The 12,801-nt window shown below is 63.5% G+C and carries 9 protein-coding genes; all 9 read right to left on the reverse strand.

The genetic code is table 11. From position 1 onward, the window contains the following. Positions 1-53: 53 nt before the first annotated feature. The 9 genes from V7660_RS08115 to V7660_RS08155 all read right to left on the reverse strand — a co-directional run bounded on the left by V7660_RS08115 (position 54) and on the right by V7660_RS08155 (position 12,706). Positions 54-1,430: a hypothetical protein gene (locus V7660_RS08115; protein ID WP_335602574.1), complete on the reverse strand. Its 1,377-nt coding sequence runs from the start codon at positions 1,428-1,430 to the stop codon at positions 54-56. Next, positions 1,427-1,834, reverse strand: a complete 408-nt coding sequence (locus tag V7660_RS08120; protein ID WP_335602575.1) for a hypothetical protein — start codon at positions 1,832-1,834, stop codon at positions 1,427-1,429. Before V7660_RS08120 ends, V7660_RS08115 begins: the two co-directional genes overlap by 4 nt. 3 nt (positions 1,835-1,837) lie before the next feature. Next, positions 1,838-3,562: an SUMF1/EgtB/PvdO family nonheme iron enzyme gene (locus V7660_RS08125; RefSeq protein ID WP_335602576.1), complete on the reverse strand. Its 1,725-nt coding sequence runs from the start codon at positions 3,560-3,562 to the stop codon at positions 1,838-1,840. Positions 3,563-3,677: 115 nt separating this feature from the next. Next, positions 3,678-5,426, reverse strand: coding sequence for a hypothetical protein (locus V7660_RS08130; RefSeq protein ID WP_335602577.1), 1,749 nt, complete (start codon positions 5,424-5,426; stop codon positions 3,678-3,680). Positions 5,427-5,456: 30 nt separating this feature from the next. Beyond that, positions 5,457-6,602 (reverse strand): OmpA family protein, encoded by a 1,146-nt coding sequence (locus tag V7660_RS08135; RefSeq protein ID WP_335602578.1) that lies wholly within the window; start codon positions 6,600-6,602, stop codon positions 5,457-5,459. A 204-nt stretch (positions 6,603-6,806) separates the two neighbouring features. After that, entirely contained in the window at positions 6,807-7,619 is an 813-nt protein-coding gene (cysE, locus tag V7660_RS08140) for a serine O-acetyltransferase (protein ID WP_335602579.1), read from the reverse strand. Positions 7,620-7,690: 71 nt separating this feature from the next. Then, positions 7,691-10,810 carry an efflux RND transporter permease subunit gene (locus tag V7660_RS08145; RefSeq protein ID WP_335602580.1) on the reverse strand — a complete coding sequence of 1,040 codons (3,120 nt, stop codon included), beginning with the start codon at positions 10,808-10,810 and terminating at the stop codon, positions 7,691-7,693. Positions 10,811-10,814: 4 nt separating this feature from the next. After that, positions 10,815-11,999 carry an efflux RND transporter periplasmic adaptor subunit gene (locus V7660_RS08150; protein WP_335602581.1) on the reverse strand — a complete coding sequence of 395 codons (1,185 nt, stop codon included), beginning with the start codon at positions 11,997-11,999 and terminating at the stop codon, positions 10,815-10,817. Then, positions 11,996-12,706: a TetR/AcrR family transcriptional regulator gene (locus V7660_RS08155; protein ID WP_335602582.1), complete on the reverse strand. Its 711-nt coding sequence runs from the start codon at positions 12,704-12,706 to the stop codon at positions 11,996-11,998. Before V7660_RS08155 ends, V7660_RS08150 begins: the two co-directional genes overlap by 4 nt. Between the last annotated feature and the right edge of the window lie 95 nt (positions 12,707-12,801).

A 12,801-nucleotide genomic window follows, 5' to 3' on the forward strand; every position in this document is an offset into this window, starting at 1 on the left:
TCGCGGCGCAACCTAGAGGTTTTCGATGCGGTTGCAACCGCCCAGCCTGTAAATCAGCTGCGCTCTGCCTCCAGTGCGCAATGCGCCGAGAGGTCTTCCAGCACGGTCTCGAACCGGCCGGGTAGCAGACGCTGCAACTCCGGCTTGTCGATCTGGTCACACGCCATCAGGGACAGCACCATGGCGGTCTCGTCCTGGATGGTCTCCATGTTCTCGAGCGCCTCGCGGCTGGCCCCGACCTGGCGCAGGGCGGCCTCATTCTCACGCGCGGCGATGTGGCGAACCGTGAGGTTCCAGGCAAGCGGCAGGATGTCGTCAATGCGCTTGGTATGATCCAGGGCGGCAGGCCAGTCCTCGTCGAGAATGTGGATGAAGCCGATATTCTCTTCCGTATAGGCGACGCCCACCTGCGTGGCGCCGCGTGCGGCCCGGATGCGGGCGGCCGTGCGCAATTCGGACAGCGCCTCCTGCAGGGCCTCTTCGGGCAAGCGCCCTTCCGGCAATTGGCGCTGGGCGGCAAGCGCGACCAGAGTCGTGCCGACGCCATGATGCGCCATCTGTTCCTGTTCCAGCGTGATCTCTTCCGGGTCGGCCACGATCAGATGCGCCGCCTCGCTGAAGGCCCGATAGGCGAGCAGGGCATCGCCGCGCTTGCGCAGGCACTGACCCTTCCAGATCAGCAGCATGGGCTCGTGCAGATCGCGGGCGCTCGCCTGGTTCACATAATCGACCACGGTCGAGCAGCCCTTGTTCCAGACCAGCGAAGCTTCATCGGCGGCGCGATATTCCAGCATCGCAAGCCCCGCCGCCCCCATGGCCTGGTCGGAAAGCTCCTCGGCCTCCATCAATTTCTGGAATGCGGCGCGAACTTCGGTCGACTCGACCTCGCCGCCCCAATCATTCAGCGCGGCCAGCAACAGCTCGTGTTCTTCGTCGCTCAGCAGGCGGACATCTCCGCCATCGGCGCGCAGCACCATGCTGACCACTTGCGAGGTGACGTCATTCATCGTCTTGCCGAGCACATGGCTGCGCGCAATGTTGATGGCACGGTCCTTGTAGGCGGCAATCTGGCGGGCGGAGCCGGCCTGTTGCAGCTCGCGGGACAGTTCGGCCTGTCGGCGCGCGGACTCATTCTCCTCACGAATGGCGACCAGTTGCGCCTGCGTCGATTCCCGCTGGCGGCTGGCTTCACCGGCCACGATGCGGAGGTTTATCTCGTTGAGGCGCGCCTGATAGGCATATTCGGATTTCAGCCCCTGTAGCGCGACGTAGAAATAGATCACGCTGCCGACCGCGATCACCGCCGCCGTCACCAGCAGCACGGCCAGCGCGCGGATCAGGAAACGAAACGCCTTCTGCTCGCCCTGAAGCTCACGCAGCAGGTCAAGCGAGGTAACGGGCGTGTTGCCGGGATCTGCCTGCGGGTTCATGCCGGGCTCCTGTGTGCGAGGATGGGCGTACTGGCCCCGTCCCAGACGGTTGATCCGAAGACGGGTTCGAGCAACAGGCGCAGACCCGTATCCTCGTCATCTTCCCGGATGAAAGCCTCCGCGATCAGCAGCTTGATCCGCAGCTGCCGCTTGCGCCACATGCGCAGCGCCGCGCCGATGGCGGTGGCCACGAAGAAGTTCGACGCGCCGATGATACGTTCCGGATTGTTGGCAAACACATCCTCGCCCAGCGGCAAGGGATAATGTCCAAGCAATGTGGAAAGGAAGACACTGAACGAGACCAACGCCATGAAGATTGCCCCGAGCAACAGATAGCGGTTGAGCCGCGCCTCGGACTTCAGTTCGGCCCGGTGGTGGCTGATCAGGGGGCTGATCGTCTTCATCTGCTACTCCCTGTCCCTCGCCACACGGAAGCCGATCCCGTCATCGCGCCCGGTAACCGGGAACCCGTCCCGTATGGCCGAGCGCACATAGGAGGGCACCTTCTCCCAACTGCCGCCGCGCACTGCACGGGTCCGGCAATTGCGTTCATCATAGACCGTCGCTGTGCCGAACCGGCCGAGATAGGAGCGTACACTGCAATCAGCGACCCACTCGGCGACATTACCATGCATCTCGTGCAGGCCGAAGGCGTTTGCCGGGTAATAGCCCGCCGGCATGGGGCGGCGCGGCCAGCTGCCCCTTGGGCTGTCATTATAGGAGCGCGTTGCATTGAAATTGGCCTGCGTGTCGGTCAACGTCTCGCCGGTATTGAACGGGGTCGTCGTGCCGGCCCGGGCAGCATATTCCCATTCGGCCTCGCTCAACAGGCGATAAGGCTCGCCCTCCACGAGAGTGTTCAGCCAGTCAATATACGCCTTGGCTTCGACCCAGGTGATGTTGATGACCGGCAAGGCGGATTGTTGCCATTGGTCACTGCGGGTCTCGGCGCCCGCTTCATTGCCCGCGCACCCCCCGGCCGCGATGCAGGTATTGATCTGGCCCCAGGTGATTTCCGTAGCCGAAGCCGCAAACGACTCGATCGTGGCGCGCCATTGCGGGCCTTCATTGTCCTTGCGTTCTTTTTCGGTCTCGGGGGAGCCCATCATGAACTCGCCGCCAGGAAGGGCGACCATATCCGGGCAATCCGTGCAGTCCCTGAATTTGCGCTCGGAGACGTCCCCGCCCGCTTCGGCCGCCATGAAGGCCGCAGCACGCAGGAGGCTCGAGACTTCGGTGAAGGCGGGGGCCGTATCCGCGTTCGGGGTGGTTTCGGCGGCATCACCCGCACTGCGCGAGACAGAATTGCGCGCGCCATGCGACACCGCCGATGAGCTGATCGGGACCGGCTGGGGCACCGCGCCCCCATTGCAGCCGGCAAAGCAGAAATCGGCGCCGGTCAGGCCGGAATTGTAGAACGGGGTCTGCAAGCCATTGGTCGACTGGTTCACCCGGTCGGCCACGCGCTTGAACACCTGTTCCGCGATGAGGTTCTGCTGCCCGATGGTCTCGGCCAGCGCCAGGGCAAACGTCGAATTGCCGCCTTCGCCATCATAGGCGACATAGCCGGGCGCCGTGGAATAGGAGATGAGCAGGCCGCGTGCGGGTTTCACCTCGGCCAATCCCCCGGCGGCGCTGCGCGTGGCGCTGGGCAGCGGATTATCGCGGCAGGCATCGAGAATGACGAAATTCACGGCATTGCCGGCATGTTCCACATAGCGCAACGCATCCCCGAGCCGAGGCGCCTGACGCCAGATATCCTGTTCTGAGCGGGCATTGGCGTCCACCGGCACGAGATAATTCAGCCCCTGCGACTGGACCCCATGCCCGGCATAATAGATCAGGCCGATGGCGGCCGGACCGCCCGCCTTCAGCCGCGCGCCGTGGCTGGCAAAGGCCCGCTCCATCTCTTCTTCGGTGCCATCCAGCACGAGATCGACGGAAAAGCCGACCTTGCCAAGCGTATCGGCCATGAGCCGGGCATCGCGGGCCGGGTTGGCGAGTTGCCATCCGGTCTGCTGGTAGCTGGAATTGCCAATGATGAGGGCGTAACGCGGAGGATCGCCGCTGTCAGCCAGGGCCAGAGGCCCCAGCATGAGGCACAGGAATAGTGTCAGTACGGTCCGAAGCATGGCGGGCGTCCCCTTCCGCTGGTCGCTACATCGTCCCCCGAGCGCGCCGCGTTAACTAACCCCAATTTCCCTCAGGAGAAAAGGGGGCGGGTGGCCGTATCGCCGGAAAGCCGTGTCAGGCCGTGCCGGGACGCTGGGCCACGTCCGGCTGGGCCGCCAGCAGTTTCGCCTGCCCGACCCAGTCATCACGCTGGATCCGGCCCTTGAAATGTTCGAGCTTGTCATCGACCCATCTGATCTCGTCCGGGCCCCATTCGGCGATCTGCCAGAAATAGAACACCCCGATTTCATTGAGCAATTCGGCCAGCATCGGGCCAATGCCATTGACGCGCTCCAGATCATCCTCGCGGCCGAAGGCGGCCTCGACCAGGAGGTTTGCCTTGTCATCCGGGCGACGCGCGCCCGCAATCGGGTCCACGCCGCGGCGGATTTCGACCGTCCGCACGGTTTCTGTCGCCGCGGGCGGCGGAGGGGGTGGTGGCGGAGGCGGAGGGGCCGCCGGCGCGGGTTCCGTTTTCTGCGTGAATTGCGCCGCCGACAGCGGGACGCGCTGGCTGTAGTCAATATCGGTGCGCGTATAGGCGGTTTCCTGCAGCGTGCGCACCATATGATGCATCGCCGCCATGCCGTATTCGATGGAGGTCAGCCGGTCCTCGACCGCGCCCATGTTCAGGCGCGCTTCCATCTTGCGCAGCGAATTGGTGACGCTGGACAGGTCCGGATCCTGAAGCGTCAGGACCGATTCCTGCAGCGCGGCGAGGCGCCGTTCCAGCGGGGCCACATCCGGCAGGGACTGCATGTCGATGCGCAGCGCCGCCATCGACGATTCAATATTGGCGAAGCGGGCCTGTAGCGGCGACAGATCCAGAGGCGTCCGGTCCATCGTGGAGACATGAGCCTCCAGCGCGGCGAGCTTGGAATGCAGCGCCGCCGTGCCGCCTTCGAGATCGGCCAGCTTGTTGTGGGTGAGGCGCACATGGTCCGGCGTGTTCTTCAGGTCGCGCTCCATCTGGCGGAGCGTCTCGGTCACCGGGCCAAGATCGATTTCGGTCTGGGACAGATTCCCGATGGCGGTTTCGAGCTTGGCCAGGCGGTCACGGAGACTGTCGACATCCGGCATGCGCAGCGAGGCCAGCGAGGATGACAGGGTCTGCAGGCGGATGGTCATGCTCTCATTGTCGGCCTTGCGCTGGGCGTCTAGCCCTTCGGCAAATTCGGCGAGCCGGGCTTCCATCTGGCCAAAATCGCTGCGGATCGGCTCAAGGTCCGTCATCGGCACGTCGATGTTTTCGAGCGCCAGTTCGAGGCGCGCAAGGCCGCTATGGATCGGGCCGAGATCGACTTCCGGGAAGGCCGGCATCTGGGGCGGCTCGGTGTTGACCAGCACGTTGACGTTATCCTCGATGCGGGACAGGCGCGCTTCGAGACTGTCGAGGTCGGCATTCTTCAACTGGCCCACAGCCATGTCGAGATCCGCCAGCCGGGAAATCACCGGGTCGAAGGTCGAGCCACTGTCGGCCAACCGGGACTCGATGGCTTGCAGGCGCGCATTGATCGGGGACACGTCCGGGATGGGCAGGCTGGTCAGCCGCTCGCCCATGCTGCTGAAATTGGCATACAGTTCATCCCGTGTGACGGGCGTCGGCAGGGTAGAGAGGCGCTCTTCAATCGCGGCGAAATGCGCCGCAAGGTCTTCGCGGGTCACGCCGGGCCGGGCATCGGCCAACGCGCTGCGGTCCATCAGGTCTTCATATGTCTCGGTGACATCCTCATACCGGTTGCGCATCCACCAATAGGCCAGCATCGCGCCCGCCAGCGCGGCGAACAGCATGAGCAGCAAGATCTGGATGAGAAGAAACCACATGATGTTTACTTTCGACGTATCAGGAGGAAATCATTCGGAGACACGGATCACCCGTATCTCTATTCGGCGGTTCTGGGCGCGGCCGTAGGCAGTATTGTTCGGGGCAATCGGGCTGGCGTCGCCATAGCCGGTCGCGACTAGCCGGTTCGGCGGCACCCCGCGCGCGATCAGCGCGTTGCGCACAGCTTCGGCGCGCGCCTGACTCAGCTGCCTGTTGGTTTCCGGTAGGCCCGTGCTGTCAGTATAGCCAGCAATCCGCAGCGCACCCGGACAGGCCCGGACCGCCTCGGCCACATCGTCCAGCAAACTGGCGCTTCCGGCCCCGATTACGGCACTGGAAGACTGGAACTCGATCCGCGTATCGCCGAGCAAATCCGTCAGCGAGGATTCGCACGAATCCACGGCCTCGCGGGAAATGATGTCGACGGCGCCCACTTCGCCCAACGGGACAGGAGCCAGCGCCAGGTCGCGCACGGTCGCCGCTTCAGCTGCGGGCAATTCACAGCTCAGCGAGAAGCGATTGGTGTTGAACCCCGCCACGCCCCGATCACAGCGTGAGACGGTGTCCACGCCGCGCAAGGCAACTTCCAGGAAGCCGTCCGGCGACGGGTCGTTCGTGATTGACAGGCTGTCTTGCACCGACACGATGCGGGGCGGGTCAATCTCCGTGCGGGCAGCGGCAACGATTTGCTCACGGACTGTGTTGTTGGGCATGTCGCCGTCCAGCGTCAGAACGCCATTGGCGACCCGGAACGACCAGTTGATGCTGCTGGCGTCGGGCGAATCCCCGAGGGCGCTCCAGTCGAAGCCGTCCCGGACCCGTGTCACGGGTCGCGCCTTGCCGAACAGGGTCGAAGCCCGCGCGTCGCGCACAGCTGACAGCGCGCCTTCGGCGGCCTGACGGCTCGGCGGGCGGCCCTCAAGCGTCACCCATTGACCGGATACGCGGGGCCGGGCCCATGCGGCATCAATGTCGGCCAATGCCTGCGCGGCGGCGCGTTCGGTCGAAAGCTGGATGACGCCCAAGGCAAAAGGCCAGAGCGCGAACAGCAAGAGCAATCCAAGCGCAATGATCGGAGCGCCAGCATAGGGCACGAAAGGCAAGCGGTCGCTTTGAGCGCGCCGCACCTTGCGCGTGCGCAGAAGCCGGCCTTCGGTGCTGGTGCTGTCACTCAAACTGCCGCCCTCGTTTCATATGTCGTAAACGCCCCACCCGTTACCGGGCATTGCGTCAAACATTATCTGAAACAAAGGCCTCCAACAACATTCCGATCCCGAAATGAAACGCCGGTGGAGACAATAAAGCTGTCAAAACTTGCTACAATTCAGCCGTGGCGGGAGTTGTATTCACCGGTAACGCCTGTCAGGCGAAACTTGGGATTACTTGCCCATCTCGTCGGGAATCGTCTGGTCCATGGTCTGGGCCGGGTGACAGCAGGACGGACCGCTGACAATCCGGGCCGGAACGCCCGCGACGGTACACTTGGCGGGCACGTCCTTGAGCACCACACTGCCGGCCGCAACCTTGGCTTCGTCGCCAATATGGATGTTGCCCAAGACCTTGGCGCCGACAGACAGGAGCACGCCCCGGCCAATCTTCGGATGACGGTCGCCGACTTCCTTGCCGGTCCCGCCCAGGGTGACGCCGTGCAGCAGCGAGCAGTCATCGCCGACAATGGCCGTCTCACCAATCGTGATGCCGGACGCATGGTCGAGCATCACGCCCGTGCCGATACGGGCAGCGGGGTGAATGTCCACACCGAACAGTTCGGAGGCGCGGCTCTGGAAATGGAAGGCCAGCGTTTCCCGGCCTTCGCGCCACAGGAAATTGGCGACGCGATAGGTCTGCAGCGCGAGGAATCCCTTGAAGTAGAGGAAGGGCTGCAGCATGCCGCGGCAAGCCGGGTCGCGTTCGAGCACAGCCTGCATGTCGGCTTCGGCAGAAGCCACCAGCGACCGATGGGAATCATAGGTATCGCTCAGGATCTGGCGAACCTGCTGCGTGCTCATCACGGGATTGCCAAGCTTTTCCGCGAGATGGAAGGACAAGGCCTGACACAGGGTCGAATGCGCCAGGATCGCGGAGTTCAGATAGCTCGACAGCGTCGGCTCGTCCGCAGCAGCGGCGCGCGCTTCAAAGCGCAAACGGTTCCAGGCGGGCGCCGGGGCGCCAATATCCGGGTTCTCTGGCATGTCTCTTCCTTCCAGTCCCTGACTAAACGACATGGGCGATTTTTGCCCAAGTGCAAGTCCTTGTGCGCCAATTACTCGGCAGGCATTTCGGAGCGGTTAAACATATGGCGCAGGGCCGTGCGAACAGGTTTTGCCGTGGTGATGCGGAAAACGGCCGGCGTGAAATAGAGCGCCAGCAGGGCTGAACCGCCCACACCGCCCGAAATTCCGGCGGCCAGAGGCATCCAGAAGGAGTCGCCCGACAACAGGATCGGCACGAAGCCGCCCATCGTCGTCAGCGTCGTGGCCACGATGTGACGGGTGGCATCCACAACAACCTCGCGTTGTGCAATCACATCATCAGCCATGGCTGCGGGACTGGCCCTCAACAGGGAGAGCACCACAATCGAGCCGTTGATCGCGATGCCGAACAGGCCAAGCCCGCCAATGATGGCGTTGAACCCGAACGGCAGATTGAACAGCCAGACCCCGAAGAACGCGAACCCGAGCGACAGAAAGCCTGTGGCGAGCACAAGCAACATCATGCGGAACGAATTGAAGACGAGCATGATCGCGCCGGCCATGACCATGACCAGCGGTACGCCCACGGCGGCCAGATTACCGACTGCATCGCTGGAATTCTCCGCCTCACCGCCGATCAGGACTTCATACCCGGCGGGGACATGGAATCCTGTTTTCGCAAAGCGGGCCTGATAATCTTCCAGCACGGGCGCCGGCAGCGTGTAGGGATCAAGGAAGGCGAGAATCTGGTTCATGCGCTGGCCGTTGCGGCGCGTGATGACCGCCGTTTCAGGCACCAGCGTGACATCGCCCAGCGCGGAGATCGGTGTGCCCGAGCCTGAGCCAACCGTAGCCGAACGCAGATCTGTCATGCCCGAGCGGCGTGACATGGGCGCGATGACTTTCACGGGCAGTTCTTCTGTCCCTTCAAGGACGGAGCCGGCCCGGACACCTTCCAGTTCAGCGCTGAGGTCTGCGGCAATGTCGGTCAGGCGCTCGCCCGCCATGGCGGAGGCGGCCTCATCGGCCTGAAGCCGCATGGTCGGCGCGCCCAGTTCGAGGGAGGCCACGGTATAGGTGACACCCGGTGTTTGTCCGAGCACGGCGCGTGTCTGGTCGCCGATCATGTCAAGCGTGTCAAAATCATTGCCCATGATGCGGAACTCGATCGGCGCATCGGCGGGCGGGCCCTGTTCAAAGGGCAGCGCCAGGAAGCGCGCGCTCGGGAATTCGTCGCGGACCCTGCGCTGAACTTCGCCCACGATCTCGTGCGTGCGCTCGTTCGAATCCAGCTGAATCCAGCCGGAGGCAAACCCTTCAACGCCTTCGGTATTGTTGAGGATGTTGTAGTAGACGCGCGGGGATGGCTGGCCGAGCACCCAGGTAACGTCCTCGACGCCTTCAATCCCATTGATCAGGTCGGTGGCGCGATGAACGATCTCCACCGTGTCATTGATATCGGCTTCAGGGGAGAGTTGCAGCGACACCTGGAACTGGTCACGCTCCGTCTGCGGAAAGAATTGCGACGGCAATTGCCCGACCAGCCAGAACCCGAATATGGCCGGAGCCACACCGGCGGCGATGCCCAGCAAGGGGTAGCGCAGCACGGCTTCGATCGAGGCGCGGTAGCCATCGGAGATGAAATCATTGGTCACGCCGTCGCGCCACCAGCGGCGCGGGCGTTTCGGCTGACCGGTTTCCCAGCCGCGCTTGCGGTCAAACCATCCGGCCATAGCCGGGATCACCGTGATCGAAACAACAAAAGAGGCAGAAATCGAGAAGACGACCGACAGGCCGATCATGCCGACGAATTCGCCTGCGCCGCCTGGCAGCATGGCGATGGGCGCAAAGGCCAGCGCCGTGGTCAGCGTCGAGGCGGCGAGCGGCGCGGCCAGATGGTTGAGGCTCTGCCGGATGGCTTCGAACCTCGTCTGGCCCTTGGCACGCATCTGATCGAATTCATCGACCACCACGATGGCATTGTCGATCAGCAGGCCGAGCGAGATGACGAGGCCGGTCACGGACATCTGGTGCAGCGGATGGCCGAACACGCTGAACAGGATCAGCACGAGGCTGACCGTCAGCGGGATCGCCATGCCGACCACGATGGCCGAGCGCCAGCCCATGGTGACGAACAGGACGACAATGACGATGAAAGCCGAAAAGAGCAGGTTTTTCGCCAGCCCGTTCAGGCGGTCATTTGTGTATAGGCTCTGGTCAAAGACGGCCTCGACCTTCAAGCCCGGAGGCGCGTTGGCCGCAAAATTGTCAGAAATGGCACGGGCACTTTCGGCCCATTTGTCGACGCGCTGTCCCGGCGAGATATAAACGCCAACCAGAACAGTGCGGAGATTGTTCTCGTAGGCCTGTTGCGTTGACGGATCGGCAAAGCCCTTCTCCACCCGCGCCACATCCGCCACACGGACAGCGGAGCCGTCGGCGCGCTGCAGCAGAGGAACCTGGCGGACACGGGAGATGCCGTCGAATTCCCCGCCGACTTCAAAGCCGATCGTGCCGCCTTCGCCGCGCAGCCGGCCTGCGGGGGTCTTGCTATCTGCGGAGGCGATCAGCGCGGCGGCCTGCCGGAAGGACAGGCCCGCAGCAGAAAGCGCCTGCGGGTCAACGACCACGCGCACTTCCTCGACCGGCATGCCATAGGTTTGCGTTTCTTCCGTGCCCGGCAAGCGCTGGAACTGGTCTTCCAGATCAAGCGCGAGACGCCGCATCACGGTCAGGGGCACATCGCCTTCGCCCGTCCAGGTCAGACCGACCACCAGTGTCGCGGCGCCAACATAGAGGCGTTCGACTTCCGGTGCGCCGACGCCGGTCGGGAATTGCGCGCGCGCTTCCTCGACCTGCCCCCGGATCAGTGTCCAGGTATCGTCGACTTCGGCTTCAGAGAGGTCTTCCCGGATTTCGACCCGCACCTGCGAGAAGCCCGCCCGGCTGGTCGAGCTGACTTCCTCGACTTCGGGGAGCTCCATCAGGGCGGCTTCAACCGGCTCGGTAATCAGCGCTTCGATGCGCTCGGCGTCTGCGCCGGGAAACGGCGTGAGCACATAACCATACCGTTCGATCAGGGTCGGGTCTTCCTGACGGCCCAGCGTGAGCATGGCGCCCAATCCGCCGATAAGGACAACGAGGATCGCCAGAATGGCAAGTCGGGGCAGCTTGAAGAAGAGTGTCGACATGGACTTAGCCACCATTCACGGTAGAGGCGCGGTGGGCATCCCGCGGCTCAACCGGCTGGCCGGGCACAATACGCTGCAGCCCATCGGTAATGACGCGCTCCCCCGCCGTGACGGCGCCGCGGACAAAGGCGCGATCGCCATCCGTATGCACCATTTCGACCGGGCGGGAAGCGACGTGCCAGCCGGACTCCGTCGGCTCTGCCACATAAATGGTCCACAGGCCGCGCGAAGCCGTCGACAGTGCCTTGACCGGCACCCAGAAGCCCGGCTCGTCAATATCCCGCTCCATGTTCAGACGAACCACGGCGCCGGAGGCAATGATTTCGGCGTCATTGATTTCAAACACGGCAGCGACCGTCCGCTGCGCCGGATCAATCACGCCGGTCACGCTGCGCAGTACGGCTTCGACCGCGCCCGTATCCGCCTGCAAGGTGTAGGCATCCCCAGGTACCAGACGCGCCGCACTGTTGGCGGGCAGGCCGATGCGCGCTTCGAGATGCGCCGCCTCGACCAGATCCAGAATCGGCTGGCCGGCGCCGGCAATCGCGCCCTCATCCGACATGCGCGCCGTTACCACGCCATCGAATGGCGCCGTGATGCGGGACAGGTCAATCTGGACACGGAAAATATCGGCTTGTGCCTTGGCCGCTTCGACACGGGCAAGGGCTGTATTGGCCTGCGCCTCGGCTTCGTCGACCGCCTGCTGGGAGACATGCCCCTGCAGTTTCAGCGTGCGGCGGCGCTCCACCGTACTGAGCGCAAGTGCGTGCGCTGCGCGGGCTTCATCGACCACAGCGCTTGCCGAGGCCAATTGCGCCCGCAGGCCGCGCGTGTCGAGGCTGGCGAGGATGCTGCCCCGCTTGACGCGGTCGCCAACATCCACGGCGATGGTTTCGATCCGGCCGCCGCTGGAGAAGCCGAGCGCAGAATTGCGGCGGGCTTCGGCTAGGCCGGAATAGGTTTCGTTCAGCGTAAATGCAGAGACCAGCTCGACCGGGGCAACCTGAACCGCCATCGGGACAGGCGCAGTCTTGGCGACCTTGGGGCCTTCCTTGCTGCGCAGCTGCGCCGCCGCAAACACCAGGCCGGCACATACGAGCAGCAGGATGATGAGGAAGAACAGCCCCTTGAGGACCGTCGGCCGCTTGTCACGCGCGGTGTCTCCGGTGGTGTGATGAATCTCGGTCATGAGTTTTGTCCTGGGAGGCTGCCATTTCCGGATCCGTCAGCGGGCTTGAGCAGCCCCCGGACCTGGAGGTCGGCATGAAATTCAATGAAGTCTTTTGCGGCCATCGGCTGTTGTTCCGGAACCAGCTGATGGAAATGGGGCATGTGGATCAGCAATTGCGCGAGGCCGTGGGACCCGGCCCACAGCGATTTGGCCGCCATGACAGGATCAAGGGAGGGATCGAAGATATCCAGCTCCTGCCCTTCGGTGACCATGCTGATCAGCACACCAAAGGCCTGCCCTTTCGAGGTGGTCACGAAGCCGTCCCATGACAGGGGGCCACCGCCATTCTCGGGAAGCGCATGCTTGATGCTCGAAAACGCCGCCGCATAGTGGAAAGGCCTTGTGACCGCGGTATCAACATAGGTTGCCACGCAGGCTTTGGCCCGCTGCAGAAAGGGCCGGTCCGCACTGGAGCTGCCATCAATCTTTGCAAGAAGACGCTCGAAGAACGCTTCCTTCAACTCGTCGATCAATTCATCCTTGGAGCCAAAATATTTGTAGATTGCCGAGGGCGAGTAGTCGATCTCGTCCGCCAGTCTGCGAATGGAGAGGCCGCTCTCGCCTTCTTTGGCGAAGACACGCTCAGCCGCAGAAATAATGGATTCTCGCACGCGCAAGCGGCGGCGGTCGGCCGGCGTCTCCTCGGAAGGGGAATCTGTCTGCATTTGACCCACTGCCCGCACAAAGTGTTCAGAAAGTGAACACTGTTCACTCTTGTACGTCTTTCTACCCCACTTCTCAAGCCTGCATTTGTTAACAC

Origin of the sequence: Hyphomonas sp., from assembly GCF_036964145.1 — a bacterium.
Classification (GTDB): domain Bacteria; phylum Pseudomonadota; class Alphaproteobacteria; order Caulobacterales; family Hyphomonadaceae; genus Hyphomonas.